Below are 24,782 nucleotides of genomic sequence, written 5' to 3'. Positions count from 1 at the left end.
TGTTACCACGACCCGTCTATTGCTCGCTGGTAGACAGTTTCAGCCTGATCAGCTACCGCATCCCAATCGTATTGCTGTGCGCGTGTGACTGGATTTTTCGATGGACGCTCACCGTCTAAAGCATCATCGAGGGTGTCTGTGAGCGAGTCAACGGTGGGATCAACGAGAAAGCCCGCATCATCAAGGACTTCGTCTGCCGCCGAATCTGGGTGGTCAGCAGCAATCACGGTGCAGTCGGCAGCCATCGCCTCGACGAACGTAATTCCGAATCCCTCTCTCGTTGAGGGAGACGCGAATATGTCTGCAGCCCGTATATGGCCGAGAACATCCTCGTACTCTTCGAGAAAGCCTAACATCGAAACGCGGTCGGCGTGTGTCAGTGATTCGCGTTTGGTATCCAGCCGGTCACGCTCCGGGCCATCACCGATGATCCCCAGCGTGACCTCATGCCTGTCGGCGACTGCATCGAAAGCCTCTAGCAGAATGTCAACGTTCTTGTGCTCGATCAGTCGACCCGCAAAGACGATGTCGTAGCCGGTGTCGGGGCGGGGGGCCGTCTGGACCTGCTCGGTGTCGAGTCCGTTAGGAACCACCTCGATATGCTCGCGGGCCGGACCGATGGCAGCGAGGTTGTCCGCTGTGATGCCCGAAACCGCAATCGGATGCTGGGGCGTCCTGGCCGTGAGTTGTTCGACGAGTTTGCCACCCGGAGCGAGCGGGCCAAGGTACTCCTCCCAGTAGTCGCCCCAGACCTCATGCCAGGTCGTGACCACTGGTGTGCTAGTCCCGAGGCTAGCAAGCTTCGTCGAGAGAACTGGAAAATACGGGAAGACGCTAGCGATCGCAAGGTCGTGTTCATCGTTGCTGAGACGTCGACGGAGCGGAGGGAGTGCCCGAGCCGCAAAGTCGATGGCCTCGGTGATGGACCGGCGGTCGTCTTCGTAGAGCTCTGCTTCTGGGGCGACTGCACGGAGGGTCATTCCCTCGTGTGTGGTCTCTGCCGGTCCGTCCCAGAAATGTCGGCCGTAGATGGTGATGTCATGGCCCTCGTCGGCGAGGCGAGTGCCGATTTCGTGGATTCGCTTTTCTGCACCCCCGGTGACGAACGGATATATAACGTTGCTTATAAAACAGATATTCATCACTATGTGAATACTATGTCATCAGAAGATGTCTTGAACACTTCGTTTTAAAAATACTAAGAGTGACAGCAAATATTTCTCCTCACTCGCCGCGCTTTGGAACCGTAGATTAATACATCTACTCCCATTACGGTGCTGTTTAATTAAGATAGAAACCCAGTTTAACAACTTTTGAATTGTTTCTCAGACAGCCATATATCAATTTTCGCACATACAGTCGAGAGATAGTTGTGAAGGCAAGGGAATCTTCCATAACGTGAATAATGTTGCTACAGACTGTTACGTATTCCGAACAAGTGGTTCATACCACTCTCTATTCTCTCGATACCACTCAACGAATTTTGCGACACCTTCGCGAATCGTGTGGTCGGCTTCGTAGCCAAGGAGGTCTTGTGCCTTCGACGTATCCGCATGCGTGTGCTCGGCATCGGCGTCGTGACGGTCTTCATAGACCAATTCTAGGTCAGGAGCCAACTGGTCACGAATTTCCTTCGCTAGCGTTTGAATTTCGATATTGTCCGTCGAACCTATGTTAATAGCTTCACCGTCTGCTGCGTCTTCATCAAGTAGCGTGACGTTTGCCTCGATGATATCCTCTATATACGTGAAGTCTCGCGTCTGCGTGCCGTCGCCATAGATGATTGGCGGCTCACCGTTGATGCACCGAGAGACGAAGTTCGAGATGGCCATGTTTGGGCGCATCCGTGGTCCATAGACAGTGAAATATCGCAGTGCTACAGTCGGCAAATCATACACTTCAGCATATGAACAGGCATATCGTTCAGCCGCTAGTTTCGATGCTCCATAGGGCGACACAGGCGTTGTCGGGTGTTGCTCATCGTATGGAAGATACTGAGGTACGCCATATACTGAAGACGAAGACGCTATTACGAACCGTTCAATACCCTCGTCCCGACAGGCATCAAGTAGATCTAGCGTGCCATCAACGTTGACTTCATCGTATTTTCGGGGATTCTGGACACTTGGTCTAACACCGGCCTGTGCAGCTTGGTGGTAGACGTAGTCAGCATCGGCAACTAGTTCTGCGACGAAGTCGTTGTCACAGACATTGCCTTCGATAAATTCGTAGCTACCGGCAGCATCTTCTGCAGTTTCACGCCCAATGTCATTGTTATGTCGTTTAATATCGAGGTCGTAAAACGATTCGAGGTTATCTACAACGACGACATCGTGGCCATCTCGGACAAAGCGCTCGGCGAGATGTCCGCCAATGAATCCGGATCCACCAGTGACAAGGATTTGCATTAGTCAGAGACTCAAGTGCAGTAAATAAAAAACGCAATGGTACGACCAAAGCTTAGAAGCTATATTTTTGCCGCTGATCTCACCACTCGTCAGCCGCTGCAGCCGTATACGCATCTAGAGCGTCCTCAGCTACTTGATCCCAGTCAAACCGTTGTACACGTTGTCTCGGCCCTATGGCCGGCTCTGCACCGGCAAGAACACGGTCCAGCACATTGGCGACACCGTCGACAGTCGGGTCAGTCAAAAATCCTGCATCACCGATGACCTCGCCAACTGCCGAGTCCGAATGATCAGCGCCGATGACTGTACAGCCCGCTGCCATTGCCTCCACAGCCGTAGTCCCGAAGCCTTCCCGCGTACTCGGTGTTGCGAAGATACTGGCTGTCTGCATCTGTGCCAAGACATCGTCATACTCCTTGAGGAAGCCAGTGAATGTTATCTGCTCAGCTATTGATAGCGCATCAGCTAAGTTTTCGAGTTCCGCACGTTTCGGGCCATCACCGATAATGCCGAGTGTGGTTTCTTTTGCCGCAACCTGGTCGAACGCTCGCAGGAGGATGTCCACGCGCTTGTCCTCGATTAATCGCCCTGCGAAGAAGACATCGAACCCGTCCTCAGCGGGGGATGTGTCTCGAATCCGCTCGTAATCGATCCCGTTCGGAACGGTCCAAATCTGGTTGCGTTCAGGGCCGATGCCACCCAGACGACTCGCGGTGAGTTCTGAGACAGCAATTGGATGCTGTGGGAGGCGAGCAGTGACGTGCTCAACGGCCTTGCCAAACGGTGCTAGATGCCCAAGATAATCGTCCCAGTAGCTTTGCCAGATTTCGTGCCAAGTTGTTACGAGTGGCGTATCAGTACCGAGTGCCGCGATCTTGCTAGCCAAGACTGGAAAGTAGGGAAACACAGATGCGATGACAACATCGTATTCGTCTATGTGTCGTCGCAATGGGATCACCACGTCTTTTGCGAACTCTAGCGCTTCACTGATTGACTGTCTCCCATCGTCATCCGTGTAGAGTTCGCGGTGGGGACACACTGCTCAGAGTGTCATTCCCTCGTGTGTGATCTCTTTCGGCCCATCCCAGAAATGACGTCCATAGACGTTTACGTCGTGGCCGTCGGCAGCAAGTCAACGTCCGATTTCGTGGATCCGCTTTTCGGCACCGCCCGTGACGAAGAGATATATAGCATTACTCACAAAACAGACATTCATATTGTGTTGTAAAATGACTTATTGGGTGGGACATTGAAAAAAACCGCTTCAACGACGAAGAAGTGTGTTATGATGAGAATCACTTAACTAAATAACTCAGCTTTGCACGTTAGCGTCAGCAGTTGAGTGAACGAAGAGGTGGTCGATCTCTTCCATAAGGACATCAATGCCTCGGCCATCGTTGTCCCGAACCCACGAGAGGAGGTTGTAGACGACTTCTTTCAGAGAGTTTTCAAGGTTCGCTCGAAGCGATGACGCTTTCGAGCGAACCGTTCCCAAGGCGCTCGAGTCAGGATCAAGACGGATGAGACTGTAGGCGGCCATGAGAAGGTGCCAGTGCCGACTGGCACCTTCGTCTGTCTGCATCTCGCAGTCTCCCAAGCCGAGATCCTGCTTCGAGTCCTCGAAGAACGTCTCGATGCGCCACCGCATCCGTAGGAGCGAATCACGTGCTCGGTCGGTGCGTCGATTTTGTTCGTGGCGAGGTACTTGACCGGATTCTCTTCGTCTTCATCGGTTTCCTTCTCGGCGTTAACTAACTTCACGTCTCCCAGTTGGGAGACGGGAAGCTTCTTCATCCAGATATGGTATGTGTCGTCCTCAATATCGCGCTCAACCGTGTCGATGCGCTTTGCCAGCGCATCGACGCGGAGTTTTTCGCCCGCGTAGGTCACTTGTCGATTGCTGCGGAGCGGGCCGATCCAGTCCTTGCCGTAAGATTCGATTTGTTTAGGAAGGTCAGAATCGTGAGCGAACCACGAGTCGAAGAGGTAGGTGTGCCTGCGGACACCTACCTCTTCTTCGAGTTCCGTAACAATCTCTCTGGCCAGATCGTATTTCGTGTCGTGGCCGTCGTCCTCGTCATCTTGCTGTTCGTAGAGGCGGAAAGTGAGTGGATAAGCTGTTTTGTCGTCAGCGTAAAAGGCGTAGATGAGGTCTTGGCCCAGATAGTGTCATTTTCGGCGTGATCGTAGAGCCGACCGACGCCGGGGACTTCGTCCCCGGCTTTCTCGGTGATCGTGTCGTCAAGGATAATGTAGCCATCCTTCGACCAGCGCGTTTCACCGTGTTTCTGAAGTTCTTCGAGACGTTCGTGATTGAACTGCTGTTCGTCCCAGTCGTACTCGGTGAGGAACTTGTTGAGAGTTCGTTTTCCGCTGGCTGGAATAACTTCACGTGCGATACCCGCCACGGTCTTGTTGCTGCCGCAACAAGACCGTGGCGTAGGTTTTCGAATGACGGCGTTGTGCCGGTGACAGCGAGTCAGATTCATTGAACGCATGCGTGCACGACAAGAAATCCGTAATCGGCATCATCCGTTTTTGCTACCGCCTACGTCACGCTCCTACTTCAACGTGCAAAGCTGAGTAAATAAATGAGAGAGGATGTTCTCTCACTCTTAAATCAGAGAGCAACAATAACGAACTCCTGTAACCTATCAGTTCTTTCTATCTCCGAGAATATTCAAATCAGGATAAGAGGTAGGTAGAGTCACACTCCAATGTCACATGACTGCCGGCCGTATAAAACCATTGAAGATGGTAGCCTATACGAGTCCGTCGACGACCCACGATAGTGAGACCGAATTTTTAGCGCGGGTTGTACGACTCTTTAAGCGTAGTTTCTACCGTCTTCGGAAGAATAAAATCACCACAGGGAAAATGATATTTCATATGACTGATTCCCCGCAAAACGTCATTCTGCTTTCTGCAGATGCGCTCCGTGCAGACCATCTCTCCTGTTATGGGTATCATCGGGAGACATCACCTGTTCTTGACGAGTTCGCAGAGGAGTCCATTCGCTTCGAGAACGCGTACAGTGCTAGTTCGCACACGCGAGAGGCAGTGCCAGCGTTGTTAACCGGGAAGTACCCCGATGTGGCTGTCGATTCGAAGTACCAACTCGCCACAGAGACGATTGCATCAACCCTCTCTCAAGAAGGCTATGCGACAGCGGGCTTTCATTCAAATCCGTTTGTCTCGCGTGCCTACGGTTTTGACGAAGGATTCGACCACTTTGATGATGATCTTCACCTAGGGCAGAATAAGCTAGTCGCTTTGGCACAACGAGCCCTTGATAAACTGCGAAACCGTCACTATGCACGCGCTACAGAGATTAACGAACGATCTCTAAAGTGGGTCGATTCATTAGATGAAGAACCGTTTTTCCTATGGAATCACTACATGGACACTCACGGGCCCTATGAACCTCCGAGTGAATATGCAAAACTGTACACCGACCAGGACCTGTCGGGGCGAGATGCACAATCACTATACAAAAGGGCAATTGATGATCCACACTCAATTACTAATAAAGAAAAACAACTACTGATTGATTTATATGATGGGGAGATCCGGTACAATGATTATCATTTGGGTGAATTCTTCGATGCACTCAGGGAACGAGATCTATTCGCAGATTCATTAATTATTGTCACAGCTGATCATGGTGACGCCTTCGGCGAACATGGCTATTACGAACACCCGCGGTATCTCCATGAAGAAATCACGAAAGTACCGTTGTTTGTTAGGGTCCCAAGTGGTCGGAATGATGTAGTGGAAACTCCGGCAAGCACGCTAGACATTGCATCAACTTTAGATAATGTTATTAAACACGATATGGTAAATAATGGCACTTCGTTACTAAAACTTTCTTCAAGTGAACGTACTGTGTTTCAACAAGTTCGTGGTAGTAAGAATGAAAACATACGCCGTTATGCAATTCGTTCCTCGGATAGTGCTTGTTTTTGCGAAGAAGACTTAAACGATGAATCTAAAGATTTCTCCCAGTGTGAAAATTCTTCTATGAAATTGGAGTTGGAAGAATTTGTAGAGAACCGGAATTCAAACTCCAAATCGAATGAAGAGGCTTCTAATAAAGATGACATGAGTCAGATAGAAAATAGATTAAGAGCATTGGGATACAAAGAATGAATAGTTATATTCTTAATAGAATAGATGGAAATGTAATGATTGTAGGGGGCTATGGGGTTGGAAATATAGGAGATGAAGCAATACTTAGTGGGCTATTGAAAAATGCATCCGCAAATATTAGTAAAATAACTGTTGTAACTCATGATGTTAAGGAGACAAGAAGATTACATTCCGATGAAACCCCAAAAAGAACTAAACTGAAAGCGGTTAGTCCATCAAAAATACAGCTGATTAGAGAATTGGTTAAAAATGATCATTTTCTTTTCGGAGGCGGAGGGCTATTTTCACACTATATGGGACCATATGCAAAAAAAATACCCCATTATGCAACGGCTGCAAAAGCACTAGGTAAGTCTGTTCATTGGACAGCAATTGGTGTTTATTCTTCTACACCAACTATGACAAAAAAAGGACTAAAATTCTCTATGAAAAATTCAGATAATGTCTCGGTCCGTGATCCAGTCAGTAAGGATGTACTAAATAATATAGGGGTCAGCCCAGTAAAGCTTGTGGATGATCCGGCAACCAAATTAGAACCTAAGGGTGAATTAGGGAGTAAGTCTTTATATGAACAAGGAATAGATACCAATGAACCAATATTTGCAATAGCGGCTCGTAAAGTAAAAAATGCCCGCTTGAATCAACAGCTATTTCATTCATATATTCATGCTGGTAGAGAACTCAAAGATCGTGGATTCAACGTTGTTCTTATGCCATTTTGTAAACATTCATATGAGCCTACTGGGATGGATCATAGAACGTGCGAAGCTGTATCGGAAGAATTAGGAAAAATTCCTATCGTCTCATATAATCACCCAAAAGAAGCTCTTAGTATAGTTTCCCAGTTTGATGGTATACTAACTACAAGACTACATTCTATGATCTTTGCGAACATTAGTGCAACACCATTTGTTGCCATTGAATATGCGGATAAAGTTTCATCTCTTTTAGATTCTTATGGAAAATCATCACAGGGAATTCCTCTTGATGAAGTAAATGAGAGAATAGTCATGGATAAAATACAATCTGAGATACTGGAATTAAATGACTTCTGACTCTACCGCAGTCGGCAAAGCAGGTATACTAGTACTGTTGGGAACCGCTCTGGGGATGTTATCATCATTTATATTCCGTATAACCTTATCAAATAACATTTCTAAATCCGCTTTCGGAACCGTAATATTATTCCTTTCTTTAATTAATATAATAGCTATTCCTACAGTATTCGGCTTACGGGAGGGCATTGTCAAGTATCTATCGAACTCTGATTTGGCTTCTAAAGAAAGAGATTCAATTATTACATTTTCATTAGTAATTGTAACCACTTCTAGTCTAATAGTAGCTCTTATAGGTATTGTGTTTGCAGACAACATTTCTGTTTGGCTATTTGACAACACCGACACAACTATTGTTTATATCCTATTAGCTTCTTTACCGATATATGGATTGAACAAATTGTTCAAGGGGATATTAAGAGGGTTTATGTCTTCAAAGAATTTCATAAAACATTCAAAGATCGTAGAGCCTCTATCGCTTCTGACAATAGCTATACCTCTCTCTTATCTATCAAGTAAAACTGACTGGATAGTTTTGGGTGTTTTTTTCTCATACGTCATTACACTGATGTATGGCATTTTTATCACAATAAGGTCAGGTTGGTCTCCGGGTTTGAACATAGATTTCAATTATGGATTGTTAAGTTTTAGTTTTCCATTAATGATCTCATCATCTGTATTTATTTTGTTATCTCAGTTTGACAAAGTCGCTATTGGATATTATATGAGTTCTGAATTTATCGGTATCTACGAAGTGGCTGTAACTATAGCGATGTTACTTGGCTTGTTCCGTACTGGTTTCGGGTTTTTACTCTATCCAAAAATCACAGAGTTAATCTCGATAGGAAACGAAAAGAAAATATCCAAAATATACAATAACTCTACTAAGTGGATACTTGCTTTAACTACACCTGCTTTCGTAGCTATTTGTATCCGACCTCATTTTCTGATTAGAGCGTTTGGAGAACACTATTCGGTGGGTACTATTAGGGAATTGTTGATAATCCTTGGTTTTGGGCTGTTTATAAATGCTGTTGTTGGACCAAATGGTGAAGCTCTCTTGGGATTTGGTAAATCTAAGACCATAATGGTCTATAACATAATCTCTGTCGTAATAAATTTATTTTTAAACGTTATTTTAATTCCGATATATGGGCTTCAAGGAGCTGCATTTGCATCAATGGTAGGATATCTTAGCATGAATATATTGAAATCTGGGGATTTACTTTTAAATCATGAGATCAAAATATTATCTATCAAATCTATCATAATGGGTTTATCTGGAGCGGTAATTACTATTTATATTTCAAATTTTGTCCCAGTATATAACGAATTATACTTTAACATATCCAGTGCGGTATTGTTATATATTGTATGCTTTATTACTGAAATAGTTATTTTATGGGCACAAGGTGGAATCACATCAGATGACGTGGAACTCATTAATAGCACTGTATCAGATATTATAAATGCAGTTGGAGTATTCAAATTTATATAGGTTAAACACGATGTCAATTTTGTGCAAATACTACTACTCAGAACTTGGACTACAAATATAGGGAATGGTTTTATCGATAAAGGTGCCCGTTCACTGATTGACCAAGCGGCATCTGATTCAGATGAAATAATAGAGGTTAGTGGATTCCCTAACTTAGTCGCAGATCATAAATCCTTAGGAGAACTTTCAGGTTTAGAGGGGGCATTAGGGGCTGTAGGTTCTTATGCTGCAAAGATTTGTAGAAAACAGTCAGACTATACGAAGCGAATTATTAACATTTCAGAATTCACAGATCCTGATATAGCTATCCTCCCTGGTTGTGTACTTTACAGACACGGTATAGGAACCTATCTTCCTGTGCTGAAACGTTTACGTGAAAGGGGTGTGCCAATAATTCTTTTGGGAGCTGGTGGAGGGGATTACAAAGAAGAGACAATAAATAACACCAAAGAATTACTAAAAGATGTCGAAATCAAAGGATTAATAACGAGAGACGAGAAGGCATATGGATTTTATTCAGATATTGCTGAGCATTCATACAATGGTATAGATTGTGCCTTTTTTATTAACGAATTGTATAACCCCCCGAAGGCTAACACAACATTCGACATGGCGACCTTTGATAGTATCGACGAGCCACAAATTGGTGATGGGAGACGGATTATCCGAGCAGATCATAATCCCTTCGAACAACCACATAGAGGCTTATTGAAAAAATTGAAATTTAAGATGGATAGAAGTGTCTTTTATAACAAAGAGGACATATTTGTTTCGGACAATATAGGGGATTATTTATTCTTGTATAAAAATGCAACACATACACACAGTGATCGAATCCATGCCTGCGTACCTGCCTTGGCATATGGTGGGAAAGCAAAATTCTATTATGATACGCCCCGGGCGGCGCTCTTCGATCGTGTCCTAAGTGATGACATCCAGAAGAGTTTAGTCAGTCTGAATAAAAAAACGATACGAGAAGAAAAGGACCGTCAAATATCAGAATTAAAAGAGTTAATATCGAGCTAGAGATAATATGGATTACAGGAAGCAACAGAAAACATCTGTTATACTGTTTATCTCTCTATCAACTCTATTCTTTTATACAACCTTAATAGATCCCACATATAATCACATAATTCCGTATCTTATTCTATCTTTTATATTTATATGTGCAATGGTTATAACCAACATTTCCAAAAGTAAGAAACTTGTAGCTTCTATTTTAATATATCTGACACTCATTCCAGCATTAGTGGTCATCGACCCAGTAGAGACAGGGCTCTTTGGATATGATCCTTACATCAGGACAATACCAGAACTACATCGATTCATTGAGTTTACCAACCTGAATGAGTTCATGAATGATGGTGCAGCATGGCCGCTTTTCTATTCACTAAATACAGTAGTATTGGAAATAACAAACATAAAACTTCGAACTACAGCCAAATATATACCCTTATTATCGGTCACTCTTCCACTCTTGTACTACTTATTTGTTGGAAGATTATATGATTGGGCGATCGCTGGGTTTTCTGCCGTTGGGTTTGCATCAGTACGGACATTGCTAATGTTCGAAACAAAATTTGTCGACGAATTATTGGCAGTTATACTCTTGTTTGTATTATTTCTATTATATTCAGTGAAAATAAAAGGCAGGATCCAGAGAACTGCACCTGTTATCATTACAATTTCTATTTTATTAGCACATCACTTTACTACGGTTATCTTAACACTTTTTCTTTTAATTGTCCTATTTGTATGTATTTACAATAAATTTGACAGTCATACTAGGGTCCGAAAATTAAAGAGTGGTAATGCAACTCTGTTCCTGATATTGGTTGGTCTCAGCACGCTATTTTTATACTTTGCTCAAGACTACGTGCTCAGGTTTAGTATAAGATTGATCTCAGTTTTAAGTGGGCAGACTACAGCTACCACACCTTCAGGAGGTGTTAGTGGACTACAACAAACTGAAGGGTTATCTATACTGTCTATCATATCAAGGTCTTCAATATTCATATTGTTTATATTCGCATTAATCCATATTTATCTATTTATTTCAAATCGAGTAAATCCAGATTACGAGTTAACAATGATATTCTTTTCTGGAATCCTATCCACATTATATGTGGGATTTATAGTATTAGGAGCATTTATCCCCGTCCACCCAATCCGACTATTGATTTTCTTATGTGCGACAATCCTTCCCCCAGCAGTTTATACGATCCTATATGTCTCAAATATACTCAATAAGGAACACGCCAGGATTGGAATATCTTATTTACTAATATTCTTATTTGTCTTGTCACAAATTACGGCAATCCCTCCTCATGTTATCCAGTCGGATATTGATCAGACTGTGGTCGGACAAGGGCATTATTCTACTTCTCAGTTCAAGGCAAGCCAATGGTCTAATAACTATCACAATGGGGTAATTGCTGGATATGAGTGGGGTCTCTGGGCGTCTGAAGGGAATGAATTTGTCGAAAAGAAATTTGCAGACAATAATTGTGCTTCAGCTAAAATTGTATCGAGAAGTGATACATCAAGTAATAGAATGTCAATGTATTCGACTGTATATACCACTGGGGATTTAACTTTGATTGAATGTAAACCCTTATTTACTGAAAATTAAATTGTATCTATTAAGAGCACTTTTGTATGAAAAGTTTTCATCCACATAACTCCTAGCTCGCTTTGATACCTGTTCAAGATCATCTCTTTCAACATGCGATTTCACGACCGCAGACAAATTATCCAATTTGTCAGGTTTCATTAAAAATCCATTTTTTCCATCAGTAATTACGTCAGGTATTGCGCTTATAGAAGTAGCCAAACTGGGGGTTCCACATGCCATGGCCTCCAGTAAGACATTTGGCAATCCCTCTGAAGAAGACGGGAGGACAAATAATCTACATGAATTATAGAATCTACGCAGATCTGAGTCATTTATAAATCCTGAATATTTTATGTTTTCATGTTTTCTAGATAAATTTTCAACAGAATTACTCAATTCCCCAGTTCCACCGAATACAATATTTATAGATGGATTTTTTTCTGCGATTTGATCAGCAGCCTTAATTAACTTATGAACATTTTTCCTTTTATTGAGGCTCCCTAAATACCCGATATCATTCTCTCGTTCTGATATTTGTTCTGTTTTATAAAATGATTCCAAGTCCACATAGACACTACCAACTTTAGATTTCGGGCGTAAATGACCTAAATCCCAATGGTTTAACACACCAAGCGATTCAACAATTAGCTCATCGCCAATCCTCATATTTAATCTAGATATTTGAGGTAAGATACTCACATTAGGTTGTTGAGCGACAAAAAGTTTTGTTTCGACATTCAGGATTTTCCCCAATATCACTGGAGGCAAATAAGATGGTGATCTAAGAACAACTGAATCTATCGACTTTCTATTATTCATTAATACTTTTGACGCGAATGTTTGGTATTCTAAATATTGAGAGGCCTTATTCCAGAAAGAATTTTTAATATCTAAACTATAACGTATCCATTCTACATTCTCCTTATTAGGAGGTTGATCGCCACTGATTACGATAAGATTATCTGAAACAGAAGAAATTAATTTAACAAATTTCTTTAAGAATTCTTTAGAACTTTTGCTGCTATATGGATCACCGATTAATAATACAGATGGTTGAGCCATACTATTATCATAACCAGAGATATATTAATTTCTATTGGTTGAGGAGGTATTATCGATCTTCATAAAGGCTGGTTAGTGATTCATAATTGTTTTTCATATTGAACCGACTTTTGGCCTCCTGACTTTCAACGACTTGATCTTCTAATTTTAGAAGGGCATCCTCAAAGCCGTCGGTATTCGAAGGCTCAATCACGGCACATCCAGACAAGTCACTAAATGGTTCCCGAATGCCAGGTCTATTAGAAACAATGCATCTTGTATTCAAAATCAGAGCTTCTTGAATGATTCTTGGTGCTCCTTCATCACTGTATGTTGAAAGAAGACTAACATAATCACATGCTTTTATTATCGGTGGAATTTGCTCATGTGGTAGGAATTCGTCAATATACAATATATTGCTTTCATTTCTCTCTACCTCTTTAATTTCTCTGTGTATGTCTTGTCCAGCTGGGCTATTCGGTTCCCCTACAATAACTAAGCTGAATTCAATATCAGACTCTTTCTGATGAGTTATAAGATTATGTATACCTTTGCCTTCGGATATTCTTCCCGCATAGAGTAGAGTTTTTTCATTATATATTTTCCTTATGTCTCCAGCACTCAAGTACTCCTTTAAGAAGGACAGATTAGAAGTGGGATTGTTGAATAACTCCATATCTACACCGGTCGGTATAACTTCAGTTTCTGGGAGATTAATACCACAATTTTTCTCCAGATAATTTATACCAGAGTCAGACTTGAAATGAACTATATTTGCATAAGGCAATATATATCTATAGTAAATAATAATTGTGGCTTGGATTACATGCAGTTTATATTTGAAGGTGTTTTGTGAATTCTCTAAATATTCAGGAGTTATTTGTTTTGGTAGCCCCCTCATCGATACTATGGAATTCACATCCATTATGTTTGAGATTAACACAGCACAAAGTGGGCCCCCATAATAGTCGATAGAATGGATAATATCAAATTTTTCACCTCTGGCAAAATAATGATATATAATTAGAAGGACACAAGAAATCATGTAGAATGGTATTAAATATGTCCGGCGGTTAGTTCCCAAATTCACTATTGTCACATTCTCAGGTATATTAAATTCTATTTTTTCATCTGTAGCACGATATAGGGTGAGCTTTTCAACATTGCTCGAAAAATACTTTATTCTTTTTTCCCATATTGAAGACCATCTTCCAAATGACACCAAGGCCAAATTTGTACACATTGAATCAAAATAAGATATACACTTATTACTCTGTTTCGAAATGATTGGTTGTACGCTCATCCGTAGCACATTGTTGATTTCACAACGTTGCTCGAACAGCGTGTTTGAGAGCGTCTCGGCCGGGTTTCCGAAACAGCTCTTGGCGTAGTTGAAACGCTCTGAGATACTGTGTTAGCTTGTCCTTGGAGATACCTCGGTGGGGCGAGAGCCACCGTCGCACCCGCGACGCGTGGCTCTCGCAGGTGTTGACGTGCACCTCGTCGTCAGCGTATTCGCCGTCGCCGTGGACGACGTATTCGCGGTCGAATGCGTCGTCGTCTTCGAGCGGTTCGTACGCTCGAAAGCCGTCGGTATAGACAGTGAGTGACTCCTGCTGGCGGTCGGCCAGCAGGAGTCGAATCGTCGATTCGTCTGCGGCTTTCGCTGGAATCACGTACCGCTGTCCGGTGCCACGGTCGGCGATGATGAAGATTGGTGGCTTGTCGCTGCTATACGATCCACATCCGCGACATTGAGGTGACGAGTATGGCGACGAGCACGGGGTCGATGGCCGAGCGCGACGTAGCCAGATTCCGTCGTCGAGGAGACTGGTGAGGACGTCATCCGGTGTGCCGAGTGCGGTGCAAACGCCTCCTCGTTTGGCTTCGAGTACGGCTACACCGTCGCCTTCGACCACGAGAACGCCGTTGGGCTAACACTTGACAAGGACGGCGCACACGAGTTAGCGACAGACGCCGAGGAGGTGATGGACATCCCCGAGAACGCACGGCAACATCCGATCTTGCTGTACGAACCCGACGGGATGCCCGGGACGCTCGGCCGACTGCGGCCGTTCATCGGCAACATCGGGACGACGCCGCCGGTCACGATGCCGGATTCACACAACGCGGGGGACTTTGGACAGAGCCTCATCGGTGCCGACCACGACTACGGCGTCGAAACCGAGGCCGACCTAGAACAGCGGACTGATGGGCATATGGACATTCCGGAGGTCCGTGAGGGCGCGACACTGATCTGTCCCGTCGCCATAGACGGCGGCGGCGTTTACGTCGGCGATCTCCACGCGAACCAAGGTGACGGGGAGCTCTCGTTGCACACGACCGACGTGAGCGGGACCGTCACGATGGATGTCGAGGTCATCGAGGGACTCAAACTCGATGGTCCCATCCTGCTGCCCAACGAGGAAGATCTTCCGTTCATCAGCCAGCCCTACAGCGACGAAGAGCTAGAGGCCGGCCGCAACCCCGGTGCAGAGCACGCCGTCGACGTGCAGGAAAACATGGCACCGATCCAGGTGGTCGGCTCAGGTGCGACAGTCAACGACGCCACGCAGAACGCCTTCGACCGGGCGACGACGCTGCTGGACCTAAGCGAGGGCGAGGTCCGGGCGCGCTGTACCTTTACCAGCGGCGTCCAGATCGGTCGGCTCCCCGGTGTCGTCCAATTCGATATGCTCTCCCCGCTTGATATATTAGAGGATCGCGGCCTCGGCGATGCCGTCCAAACGCAGTAAGGGCCATAAGATGGGGTAGTTGCTCTATTCTCCGGGCGCTTCCAGCTCCACTAGCGTCAAATCACGATCTAGCATACAGTAGTCATGCGGCGGGTCACCAACAATCTCGGATATCCGATATTCCTCATCAAACTCAGCCCCAGCAGGCTCACAGTAGGGGTGGCTGGGACATTCGGTGTGCGGACAGGGGCCCGGCAGCGACGCCTTACTCCCAGCGTACGCACCCTTCGAGGGGACATTGGCCTGAATCGGTGCGGGCTCAACCTCGACGGCCCGAACGCCGTCTTGATGCACGGCACAGTCTAGCGTTTGCCCGCTCTGGCGGACGTTGGTGATCCGGTAGCGGTTCCCGGTCGTCAGATTGAGGCATTGGTCGCGGTAGGGACAGCCCTCACAGCCGCTGGCTTCGCCGCGGTAGACGAACTCCGCGCCGACCTCGGCGAGGCGCGTCCCGACGAGCGTGACAGTGGTCATACCGGGCTATAGAACGCCGCCACGGTAAAGCATCATGTCCGCCCGGTCAGGTCGTCCAGTTTATCCAGATACGCCTCGCGGGGCACCTGATACAGCGAGCGGTAGTCCAGTTCGCCGTCGGCGAACCGAGTAGCGAGTGCGACAGCGCCCTCAACGGCAGCGTCGCGGCCCTCGTAGGAATCGGCGTCGCGCTCGACTTCGGGCTCAAGATAAAAGGTGACGTACCAGCTTTCTCCGGTCCGGTCAGCGCCGGGGCGGCGGGTCCGTTTCCCGCGCGTGAGGTAAATAGTCGGCAGGCACGGTGCCGGGAACTGCTCCGAGTCGAATACGTCCGGGCGGTACGCGAGGATGAGCTTCTCGTCGGTCTCGTTCCACACCGTCCAGTCATCGGGGAGGCCCGACAGGTCCATACAGCCGAATCGGTGTGGACGGGCAAGAATCCGCTGGTCCGTCCCAGGCCCAGATACCGGCACTCGGTTGCACGACGGCAACAGCGATGCGCTGAGTTGCGCTGCCGTGTGTCCCGTTCTCGTTCGTCAATCAATCCGGCAACAGATTCACATCAATCCAGCGCTAAACACTGGCCGACCCACCAGAGAGAACAGTTGACAACCGACACAGTATATAAACCAATGCCAAAATAATGAGACATGGTAACATGGGTGTGCCCCGCCATCCCCGCATTCGGACGACTATCGGACCGGAATTTATCGGCGGTATGCACATGAGAGGGCAAAGTTCTTATATGAACAGAACTCGTACGGTAAATAGTATCGGAAACAGTTCGACACTGCTTCCCGTTACCACACCAGGTCGGAACAGTCCCCGTGTTCCGTCCGGCAGGTCAGCCATGGAAGGGCACACGCGTCACCCCGCAGTGAAGGGTGAACCAGCGGCTGTTTGCGGTCACATCTGCAGCGGACAGCACCGACACCGAGGAGCGACACAGCCCCGAGACCAGCCCGCGACAGTCGGTGGTCGCCTGCAGCCACGACGAACTACTGAGATAGCATGAGCAAGAACAACGAGACACTCGAAGCGCTGAGCAAGGAGTACCGTGACACGATACCGGCGGACCTCCGGAAGACGAACACGTTCGACTGGTATCTGCAACAGTTGTACGACGAGCCGGAGATCGCCCGCAACGCCCACCAGCGCGTGGCGGATATGTTCGACTACTACGGCAAAAGCTATGACGAGGAGGCCGGCGTGGTCGAATACGAACTGGCGAGTGAGGACCCGCTCCACGACGGTGAGAACACCTTCTACGGACGGGTCATCCACGAGGCGATGCACGAGTTCGTCAACAAGGTCAAATCCGGCGCTCGCGGGCTCGGCCCCGAGAAGCGTATCAAGCTTCTGCTGGGGCCGGTCGGGTCGGGCAAGTCCGACTTCGACCGGCAGGTCCGGCGCTACTTCGAGGACTACACCAGCCGGGACGAGGGCCGGATGTACACGTTCCGCTGGACGAACCTCTGTGATGTCATCCACGACCAGGACCCCGCCGACGACGTGGTCCGGTCGCCGATGAATCAGGACCCGCTCGTGCTTCTCCCACAGGCACAGCGGGACAAGGTCATCGAAGACATCAACGCGGAACTCGATGCCCCCTACACTATCCGAAACGAGCAGTCGCTGGACCCCGCCTCGGAGTTCTACATGGACCGCCTGCTGGCCGAATACGACGACGACCTCCAGGCCGTCCTCGAAAACCACGTCGAGATCGTCCGCTTCGTCGCCGACGAGAACCAGCGCCGCGGAATCGAGACCTTCGAGCCCAAGGACAAGAAGAATCAGGACGAGACGGAGCTCACCGGCGATGTCAACTACTCGAAGATCGCCATCTACGGCGAGAGCGACCCGCGAGCCTTTGACTACTCCGGGGCGTTCTGTAACGCCAACCGCGGCATCTTCTCGGGCGAGGAGCTGCTGAAGCTCCAGCGGGAGTTCCTCTATGACTTCCTCCATGCCAGTCAAGAACAGACAATCAAGCCAAAGAACAACCCCCGTATCGACATCGACCAGGTCATCGTCGGCCGGACGAACATGCCCGAGTACCGGGACAAAAAGGGCGACGAGAAGATGGAGGCGTTCAACGACCGGACCAAGCGCATCGACTTCCCGTACGTCCTCCAGTACCAGGCCGAGGCCAACATCTACCAGAAGATGCTGCGCAACGCTGACCTACCGGATATTCAGGTCGAGCCCCACACGCTGGAGATGGCGGGCCTGTTCGGTGTCCTCACCCGCATCGAGGAGCCCGACAACGAGTCCATCGACCTCGTGCAGAAGGCGAAAGCCTACAACGGCGAAATCGACGAGGCCGACGACGTTGACGTGAAGAAACTCCGCGAGGAGGCCGAGAAGATGGCCGACATCGGCGAGGGGATGGACGGCGTCTCTCCGCGGTTCATCGGCGACGAGATCGCCGAGGCCATCATGGACTCGATGCACCGCAGCCGGGACTTCCTCTCGCCGCTGACGACGTTCAATCACCTCGAAGGCAACCTCGAGAACCACGGCTCTATCGACGAGGAGTCGTTCAGCAAGTACTACCGCTTCCTCGAACTCGTCCGCGAGGAGTACAAGGAGCGGGCCATCGAGGACGTGCGTCATGCGCTGGCCTACGACATGGACGAGATCCAGCGCCAGGGCGAGAAGTACATGGACCACGTCATGGCCTACATCGACGACGCGACCGTCGAGGACGAACTCACCGGCCGCGAGCAAGAGCCCGACGAGCAGTTCCTGCGCTCCGTCGAGGAGAAGCTGAACCTCCCCGAGGACCGCAAGGACGACTTCCGGCAGGAAGTGTCGAACTGGGTGTCCCGTCGCGCACGCGAGGGTGACACGTTCAACCCACAGGACAACGACCGCCTGCGCCGCGCCCTCGAACGCAAGCTCTGGGAAGACAAGAAACACAACATCAACTTCTCCGCGCTGGTCTCCAGTTCGGAAATGGACGACGAGGAGCGCAACCAGTGGGTTGACGCTCTCATCGAGCAGGGTTACTCCGAGGAGGGCGCCAAGGAAGTGCTCGAGTTCGCTGGTGCGGAGGTCGCCAAAAGCGAGATGGAAGAGTAATGACAGGCCAGGAGTACATCGACCGCGCGGACGAGTCACTCGACGCCGCCTACGAGGCCCCGATGAGCCTCGCGGAGTACGTCGACACCGTCCTTGAAACGCCACAGGTCGCGGCCCACGCCTCGAAGTACCTCCTCGACGCCATCGAGGACGCAGGGACGCGGATGGTCATCGAGGAGGGCGAAGAGAAGGAGCGCTACCGCTTCTTCGACGACCCGTACAACGACGGTGAACACGCCATCCTCGGCAACACCGAGGTGCTGAACGCCTTCGTCGACGACCTCCGCTCGATTGCGGCGGGCCGCGGGAAAGACGAGAAGATCATCTGGCTGGAAGGCCCGACAGCCACGGGGAAATCCGAGCTGAAGCGCTGTCTCATCAACGGCCTGCGGGAGTACTCGAAAACACCCGAGGGCCGGCGCTACACCGTCGAATGGAACGTCGCCGGGGCCGGCAACGACGCCACCAGCATGACCTACGGGAATGCGGCCATCGAGGACGAGGACGACTGGTATGAGAGTCCCGTTCAGGCCCACCCGCTGACGGTGTTCCCCGAGGACGTACGGACAGGCCTGCTCGCCGAGGTCAACGAGCGCCTCGACGACCACATCCCCATCCGCGTCGACGGCCAGCTGGACCCGTTCTCGCGGGAGGCCTACGACTTCCTCGAAGAGCAGTACCGCCGGCAGGGCGAGACGGACCTGTTCTCGGCGGTCACCCAGCCATCGCATCTCCGGGTGAAGAATTTCGTCGTGGACGTGGGCCGCGGCATCGGCATCCTCCATTCCGAAGACGAAGGAACGCCCAAAGAGCGCCTCGTCGGCTCGTGGATGCACGGGATGCTCCGCGAACTCGATTCGCGGGGCCGGAAGAACCCACAGGCGTTCAGCTACGATGGCGTCCTCTCGCAGGGCAACGGCCTGCTGACTGTCGTCGAGGACGCCGCCCAGCACGCCGACCTGCTCCAGAAGCTGCTGAACGTCCCCGACGAGTCCCACGTCAAGCTCGACAAGGGCATCGGGATGGACGTGGACACCCAGCTCGTCATCATCTCGAACCCGGATCTTGAAGCCCAGCTGAACAAGCACGCCGACCGCGAGGGGCAGGACCCGCTGAAGGCGCTGAAACGCCGGCTTGACAAACACGAGTTCACGTATCTGACGAATCTCTCACTGGAGGCCCAGCTCCTGCGCCGCGAGCTGACAAACGAGACGCAGGTCTGGGACCCCGAGACGTGGGACGAACTGGAGACGTGGATTCAGGAGCCACTGAGTATCTCGGTCCGGGATCAGGTCGAGACGGCCACCGAGAAGGAGCTGGCCCCACACACCGTCGAGTCCGCGGCGCTGTACGCTGTCGTCTCGCGGCTCGATAGCGCCGAAATCCCGACCGGGCTGGACCTTGTGGACAAGGCCCTGTTGTTCGACCGGGGCTACCTGATGGAGGGTGACGAGCGCGTCGACATCGACGACTACGACCTGGAGACCACCGCCGAAGACGGCGACCACGGTATCCCGGTCACCTACGTCCGCGACATCATCGCCGACCTGCTGCACGAGCCACAGGACCGGCACCACCCCGACCTCCCGGTCGAACACGTGCTGATGCCCCGAGACGTGCTCAATGCTGTCGCTGAAGGGCTTTCGGACGCGCCTGTATTCTCGACCGGTGAGGCCACGGAGTACGAGGAACGCGTCGTGACTGTCAAGAACTACATCTTCGGCCAGCAGGAACAGGACGTGCTCGACGCGATGATGCGGGACAAGCGCGTCGACGAGGCGACCGTCGAGGAGTACATCGAGCACGTCTACGCCTGGGAATCGGACGACCAGATCGAAAACGAGCGGGGCGAACGCGTCGACCCGGACCCGCTGAAGATGAAGGTGTTCGAGATCGAGCATCTGGGCCGGTTCGACGAGAAGAACTACGACGGCAACGAGCCCGACCACGCCGTCGAGCAGTTCCGCACCGACAAGATCATTACGGCACTGAACCGCCACGCGTGGCAGCGCCGCGACGAGGAGTTCCGTGTCGGCGACGTGAACCCCAAGGAGATTCCGGTCATCAACACCGTCCTCGGGAGCTACGACTGGGACGACATCCAGCGGACCTACGAGGACTTCGAGCCCGGGCAGTGGGATAACCCGCCGTCCGGGACCGAGACGGCTCGGCTCAAGGCGAAGACGCTGGACAACATGGTCGAGATGTTCGACTACACGGCGGCGTCGGCCGAGTTGACGAGCCGACACGTCATGAGTCAGGTGAGTTATAGATGGGACTAAAAGACGACCTCGAACGGTACCGCGACGTGGGCGAGGAGCGCCGACAGGACCTCTCCGAGTTTATCCAGTACGGCGATCTGGGCCAGTCTCGGGGCGACTCGGTACGCATCCCGATCAAGATCGTCGACCTCCCTGAGTTCGAGTACGACCAGCGCGATCAGGGCGGCGTCGGTCAGGGGGAAGGCGCCGAAGAGGGTGACCCGGTCGGCCAGCCACAGCCCCAGCCCGGCGACGACGGTGACGAGGACGGCGAACCCGGCGAGGAGGGCGGCGAACACGAGTACTACGAGATGGACCCCGAGGAGTTCGCCGAGGAACTTGACGAACAACTGGGGCTCGACCTCGAACCGAAGGGCAAGAAGGTCATCGAGGAGAAAGAGGGTGACTTCACGGACATCACCAGATCCGGCCCCTCCTCGACGCTTGACTTCGAGCGCCTGTTCAAGAAAGGGCTCAAGCGGAAGCTCGCGATGGACTTCGACGAGGACTACGTCCGCGAGGCGCTCAAAGTCGACGGCTGGGGGCCGGCCACGGTCTACGAGTGGACCCGCGAGCAGAACATGCCCGTCTCGAAGGCGTGGATCGACGACGCGTATGAGGAACTGCCAAGCGAGGAGACAGCCGTCTGGGACTCCATCGAAGAGATGGAAGACAACGTCGAGGAGGTCGAGACCTCCCAGCGTATCCGCCGGGAAGGAGTCAACCAGATCCCGTTCCGCCGCGAGGACGAACGCTACCGCTACCCCGAAATCGTCGAGGAACGCGAGAAGAACGTCGTGGTCGTGAACATCCGGGACGTTTCCGGGTCGATGCGCCAGAAGAAGCGGGAACTGGTCGAACGGACCTTTACGCCGCTTGACTGGTATCTCACAGGCAAGTACGACAACGCCGAGTTCGTCTACATTGCCCACGACGCCGACGCCTGGGAAGTCGACCGCAACGAGTTCTTCGGCATCCGCTCGGGCGGGGGCACCCGTATCTCCAGCGCGTACGAACTCGCCGCCGAAGTGCTCGAAGAGGAGTACCCCTGGAGCGAGTGGAACCGCTACGTGTTCGCGGCGGGCGACAGCGAAAACTCCTCGAATGACACCGAGGAGAAGGTCATCCCGCTGATGGAACAGATTCCGGCGAACCTCCACGCCTACGTGGAGACCCAGCCGAGCGGGAACGCCATCAACGCCACCCACGCCGAGGAGGTCGAACGCAACTTCCGGGACGCCGACAACGTCGCGGTCGCGTACGTCTCCTCGCCGGAGGACGTGGTGGACGCCATCTACGACATACTCAGCACGGAGGACCAATGAACAACGATAGATTCGCGAAACAGCGCGTAGCCGATGACCTCGACGAACCCGTCGAGGAGGCTGGCAATCTCGCCAGAAAGCTCGGTCTGAAGCCGTACCCGGTGAACTACTGGATCGTCGACTACGACGAGATGAACGAACTCATCGCCTACGGTGGGTTTCAGCAGCGATACCCGCACTGGCGCTGGGGAATGCAGTACGACCGCCAGCAGAAACAGGGCCAGTTCCTCGGCGGGAAGGCCTTCGAGATCGTCAACAACGACGACCCAGCCCACGCATTCCTTCAGGAATCGAACACGCTGGCTGACCAGAAGGCCGTCATCACCCACGTCGAAGCCCACGCGGACTTCTTCGCCAACAACGAGTGGTTCCGGATGTTCACCGACGGCACCTCCCGGACGACGACCGATGCGTCCGGCGAGGACCGCCGCCGCGGCCCTGACGCCGCCGGGATGCTCGCCCGCCACGGCGACACCATCCAGGAGTACATGCAAGACCCCGACATTGAGCGGGCCGAGGTCGAGCGGTTCATCGACCACGTCCTCTGTCTGGAGGACAACATCGACCAGCATATTCCCTACAGCCCGGTCGAGACGGTCCCCGAGGAGTTCGAGGACATTGAAGGGGCGGACGTGACCGAGCAGCTGGATGATCTTGAACTCTCCGAGGAGGTCAAACGGCAGGTGTTCGACGAGGAGTGGCTGGACGCCCAGCGTGACGACGACGAGAACGTCACGTTCCCCGCCGAACCTGACAAGGATGTTCTCGGGTTCCTCCGCAAACACGGGATGCAGTACGACGCGGACGCCGAGCGCGCTACAGAGATGGAAGATTGGCAGAAAGAACTGCTGGAACTGCTCCGCCGGGAGGCCTACTACTTCGCCCCACAGAAGATGACGAAGGTGATGAACGAGGGTTGGGCCTCCTACTGGGAATCCCTGATGATGACCGGCGAACAGTTCGCCGGCGACGACGAGTTCATCCTCTACTCCGACCACATGTCGAAGGTACTGGGGTCGGGTGGGCTGAACCCCTACAGCCTCGGGCTGGAAATCTGGGAGTACGTCGAGAACACGGAGAACCGCCGCGAGGTCATCGAGCGTCTGCTCCGGGTCAAGGGCATCACCTGGCGGAACTTCGACGACAGCGTCGATTACGAGATGGTACAGGACCGTCTCGAACCCCCAGCGTGGCTCACCGACATTCCGGGCCACCTCGACGACCTCGACCCCGAGGACGCCCGTGTCGACGCCGACGGACTGGCGGCGGCCCGCGACGGCGAGTTCGACGTGGACCAGTACCCCTGGAAAGTCCTGACCTACGAGGGGCTGGCCCAGCGGCACTACTCGCTGGTCAAACCCCAGTACCGCGGCTTCGTCTCCCGGGTCGGGCAAGAGGAACTGGAACGGACCGCCCGCTACATGTTTGACGATTCGCGCTACGACAGCGTTGCGGAGGCACTCTCGGACGTGGACTACACCCGCGGCTGGGAGCGGATGCGGGAAATCCGGGAGAGCCACAACGACGTGACCTTCCTCGATGAGTTCCTCACCCAGGAGTTCGTCGACGACAACGACTACTTCACCTACGAGTACACCCACGCCTCGGGCGACTACCGGGTGACCTCGACAGACCACGAGGATGTCAAGAAGAAACTGATGTTGCAGTTCACCAACTTCGGGAAGCCAACCGTCGTCGTCGAGGACGGCAACTACCAGAACCGCAACGAACTGCTGCTCGCTCATCAGTACAACGGCGTGATGCTCGACATCGGGCAGGCCAAGGAAGTGCTCAAGCGCACCTTCGAACTCTGGGGCCGCCCGGTGAACCTCCTGACCATCGTCAAGGAGTTCGACGACCACGACGTGGAGGTCGCCAAGCGCCGCGACCGCGAACCCGAGCCCGAAGAAATCGGCAAGCGAATCCGCTACGACGGCGACGAGGTGACCGTCACTGACGTGGACTGGGCCGAGGTCGAACACCTCACCGCGACCGATATCGATTACAACACCAAGCCGGACGAATGGCTGGCCTGAGCGCTGTGTGGCACCCCCGATTCGAGCGGAAACCAACTCCGCCACGCCGTCGGGTATTTCTCGCAGTACCGACCCAAA

General features: G+C 51.1%; 17 protein-coding genes and 4 pseudogenes. 10 read left to right on the top strand and 11 right to left on the bottom strand.

The features are described 5' to 3' along the window. Window positions 1-2: 2 nt before the first annotated feature. From G9C82_RS00850 to G9C82_RS21000, 6 genes and pseudogenes are all read right to left on the bottom strand, one after another. On the bottom strand, window positions 3-1,142 hold the full coding sequence (locus G9C82_RS00850; RefSeq protein WP_127013121.1) for a glycosyltransferase family 4 protein: 1,140 nt from the start codon (window positions 1,140-1,142) through the stop codon (window positions 3-5). Between the two features lie 279 nt (window positions 1,143-1,421). Further along, complete coding sequence (locus G9C82_RS00845; protein WP_127013120.1) at window positions 1,422-2,408, bottom strand: SDR family oxidoreductase; 987 nt, start codon at window positions 2,406-2,408, stop codon at window positions 1,422-1,424. A 79-nt stretch (window positions 2,409-2,487) separates the two neighbouring features. Further along, a pseudogene (locus tag G9C82_RS00840) lies at window positions 2,488-3,624 on the bottom strand (glycosyltransferase family 4 protein). Between the two features lie 96 nt (window positions 3,625-3,720). Beyond that, on the bottom strand, window positions 3,721-4,056 hold the full coding sequence (locus tag G9C82_RS21010; RefSeq protein WP_347237899.1) for a transposase: 336 nt from the start codon (window positions 4,054-4,056) through the stop codon (window positions 3,721-3,723). A gap of 281 nt (window positions 4,057-4,337) precedes the next feature. Next, a pseudogene (locus G9C82_RS21005) lies at window positions 4,338-4,454 on the bottom strand (hypothetical protein); the annotation flags it as partial. Continuing rightward, a complete protein-coding gene (locus tag G9C82_RS21000) occupies window positions 4,415-4,897 on the bottom strand; it encodes a transposase (protein ID WP_347237898.1) in 483 nt (160 codons plus the stop codon). The gene G9C82_RS21000 and the pseudogene G9C82_RS21005, both read right to left, overlap by 40 nt. A 400-nt stretch (window positions 4,898-5,297) precedes the next feature. On the opposite strand from G9C82_RS21000, the gene G9C82_RS00830 reads away from it, so the two are divergent. From G9C82_RS00830 to G9C82_RS00810, 5 genes are all read left to right on the top strand, one after another. Further along, complete coding sequence (locus tag G9C82_RS00830; RefSeq protein WP_127013119.1) at window positions 5,298-6,557, top strand: sulfatase; 1,260 nt, start codon at window positions 5,298-5,300, stop codon at window positions 6,555-6,557. Window positions 6,558-6,592: 35 nt separating this feature from the next. Next, window positions 6,593-7,612 (top strand): polysaccharide pyruvyl transferase family protein, encoded by a 1,020-nt coding sequence (locus G9C82_RS00825; protein ID WP_164734736.1) that lies wholly within the window; start codon window positions 6,593-6,595, stop codon window positions 7,610-7,612. Beyond that, window positions 7,602-9,110 carry a flippase gene (locus G9C82_RS00820; protein WP_127013117.1) on the top strand — a complete coding sequence of 503 codons (1,509 nt, stop codon included), beginning with the start codon at window positions 7,602-7,604 and terminating at the stop codon, window positions 9,108-9,110. The genes G9C82_RS00825 and G9C82_RS00820 overlap by 11 nt, the downstream gene beginning before the upstream one ends. 21 nt (window positions 9,111-9,131) lie before the next feature. Next, window positions 9,132-10,136, top strand: coding sequence for a polysaccharide pyruvyl transferase family protein (locus tag G9C82_RS00815; RefSeq protein WP_127013116.1), 1,005 nt, complete (start codon window positions 9,132-9,134; stop codon window positions 10,134-10,136). A gap of 148 nt (window positions 10,137-10,284) precedes the next feature. After that, entirely contained in the window at window positions 10,285-11,745 is a 1,461-nt protein-coding gene (locus G9C82_RS00810) for a hypothetical protein (protein WP_127013115.1), read from the top strand. Here the strand turns inward: G9C82_RS00810 and G9C82_RS00805 are convergent. The 3 genes and pseudogenes from G9C82_RS00805 to G9C82_RS00795 all read right to left on the bottom strand — a co-directional run. After that, entirely contained in the window at window positions 11,728-12,789 is a 1,062-nt protein-coding gene (locus tag G9C82_RS00805; protein ID WP_127013114.1) for a glycosyltransferase family 4 protein, read from the bottom strand. The two genes, G9C82_RS00810 and G9C82_RS00805, sit on opposite strands and share 18 nt — an antisense overlap. A 49-nt stretch (window positions 12,790-12,838) precedes the next feature. Further along, the gene (locus G9C82_RS20995) at window positions 12,839-13,990 is read right to left on the bottom strand and encodes a glycosyltransferase family 4 protein (protein WP_164734735.1); all 1,152 of its coding nucleotides are present in this window, start codon (window positions 13,988-13,990) and stop codon (window positions 12,839-12,841) included. A gap of 100 nt (window positions 13,991-14,090) precedes the next feature. Next, window positions 14,091-14,519, bottom strand: a pseudogene (locus G9C82_RS00795) (IS1595 family transposase); the annotation flags it as partial. On the opposite strand from G9C82_RS00795, the pseudogene G9C82_RS00790 reads away from it, so the two are divergent. Further along, window positions 14,507-15,524, top strand: a pseudogene (locus G9C82_RS00790) (acetamidase/formamidase family protein); the annotation flags it as partial. The pseudogenes G9C82_RS00795 and G9C82_RS00790 overlap by 13 nt on opposite strands. 24 nt (window positions 15,525-15,548) lie before the next feature. Here the strand turns inward: G9C82_RS00790 and G9C82_RS00785 are convergent. Then, on the bottom strand, window positions 15,549-15,998 hold the full coding sequence (locus G9C82_RS00785; protein WP_127013112.1) for a UPF0179 family protein: 450 nt from the start codon (window positions 15,996-15,998) through the stop codon (window positions 15,549-15,551). Between the two features lie 32 nt (window positions 15,999-16,030). Then, window positions 16,031-16,408 carry a DUF5820 family protein gene (locus tag G9C82_RS00780; protein WP_007190178.1) on the bottom strand — a complete coding sequence of 126 codons (378 nt, stop codon included), beginning with the start codon at window positions 16,406-16,408 and terminating at the stop codon, window positions 16,031-16,033. A 601-nt stretch (window positions 16,409-17,009) separates the two neighbouring features. On the opposite strand from G9C82_RS00780, the gene G9C82_RS00775 reads away from it, so the two are divergent. Genes G9C82_RS00775 through G9C82_RS00760 form a run of 4 tightly spaced genes read left to right on the top strand, consistent with a single transcriptional unit; the run spans window position 17,010 to window position 24,704 of the window. Next, window positions 17,010-19,082 carry a PrkA family serine protein kinase gene (locus tag G9C82_RS00775; protein WP_127013111.1) on the top strand — a complete coding sequence of 691 codons (2,073 nt, stop codon included), beginning with the start codon at window positions 17,010-17,012 and terminating at the stop codon, window positions 19,080-19,082. Then, window positions 19,082-21,364, top strand: a complete 2,283-nt coding sequence (locus G9C82_RS00770; protein WP_004961044.1) for a PrkA family serine protein kinase — start codon at window positions 19,082-19,084, stop codon at window positions 21,362-21,364. The genes G9C82_RS00775 and G9C82_RS00770 overlap by 1 nt, the downstream gene beginning before the upstream one ends. Next, window positions 21,355-22,668 (top strand): YeaH/YhbH family protein, encoded by a 1,314-nt coding sequence (locus G9C82_RS00765; protein ID WP_004961042.1) that lies wholly within the window; start codon window positions 21,355-21,357, stop codon window positions 22,666-22,668. Before G9C82_RS00770 ends, G9C82_RS00765 begins: the two co-directional genes overlap by 10 nt. After that, window positions 22,665-24,704, top strand: a complete 2,040-nt coding sequence (locus tag G9C82_RS00760; protein ID WP_127013110.1) for a SpoVR family protein — start codon at window positions 22,665-22,667, stop codon at window positions 24,702-24,704. Before G9C82_RS00765 ends, G9C82_RS00760 begins: the two co-directional genes overlap by 4 nt. Window positions 24,705-24,782: the final 78 nt, after the last annotated feature.

Source organism: Haloarcula sp. R1-2 (assembly GCF_011627385.1).
GTDB lineage: Archaea > Halobacteriota > Halobacteria > Halobacteriales > Haloarculaceae > Haloarcula > Haloarcula marismortui.
Note: the sequence above shows the minus strand (reverse complement) of the source record. Positions and strands in the feature narration are given on the sequence as shown.

Bases quoted from the DNA above. Each gene is read 5' to 3' on its own strand.
- G9C82_RS00850 (WP_127013121.1), bottom strand. From the start codon at position 1,142: ATGAATATCTGTTTTATAAGCAACGTTATATATCCGTTCGTCACCGGG.
- G9C82_RS00845 (WP_127013120.1), bottom strand. From the start codon at position 2,408: ATGCAAATCCTTGTCACTGGTGGATCCGGATTCATTGGCGGACATCTC.
- G9C82_RS21010 (WP_347237899.1), bottom strand. From the start codon at position 4,056: ATGCGGTGGCGCATCGAGACGTTCTTCGAGGACTCGAAGCAGGATCTC.
- G9C82_RS21000 (WP_347237898.1), bottom strand. From the start codon at position 4,897: ATGAATCTGACTCGCTGTCACCGGCACAACGCCGTCATTCGAAAACCT.
- G9C82_RS00830 (WP_127013119.1), top strand. From the start codon at position 5,298: ATGACTGATTCCCCGCAAAACGTCATTCTGCTTTCTGCAGATGCGCTC.
- G9C82_RS00825 (WP_164734736.1), top strand. From the start codon at position 6,593: ATGATTGTAGGGGGCTATGGGGTTGGAAATATAGGAGATGAAGCAATA.
- G9C82_RS00820 (WP_127013117.1), top strand. From the start codon at position 7,602: ATGACTTCTGACTCTACCGCAGTCGGCAAAGCAGGTATACTAGTACTG.
- G9C82_RS00810 (WP_127013115.1), top strand. From the start codon at position 10,285: ATGGTTATAACCAACATTTCCAAAAGTAAGAAACTTGTAGCTTCTATT.
- G9C82_RS00805 (WP_127013114.1), bottom strand. From the start codon at position 12,789: ATGGCTCAACCATCTGTATTATTAATCGGTGATCCATATAGCAGCAAA.
- G9C82_RS00785 (WP_127013112.1), bottom strand. From the start codon at position 15,998: ATGACCACTGTCACGCTCGTCGGGACGCGCCTCGCCGAGGTCGGCGCG.
- G9C82_RS00780 (WP_007190178.1), bottom strand. From the start codon at position 16,408: ATGGACCTGTCGGGCCTCCCCGATGACTGGACGGTGTGGAACGAGACC.
- G9C82_RS00775 (WP_127013111.1), top strand. From the start codon at position 17,010: ATGAGCAAGAACAACGAGACACTCGAAGCGCTGAGCAAGGAGTACCGT.
- G9C82_RS00770 (WP_004961044.1), top strand. From the start codon at position 19,082: ATGACAGGCCAGGAGTACATCGACCGCGCGGACGAGTCACTCGACGCC.
- G9C82_RS00765 (WP_004961042.1), top strand. From the start codon at position 21,355: ATGGGACTAAAAGACGACCTCGAACGGTACCGCGACGTGGGCGAGGAG.
- G9C82_RS00760 (WP_127013110.1), top strand. From the start codon at position 22,665: ATGAACAACGATAGATTCGCGAAACAGCGCGTAGCCGATGACCTCGAC.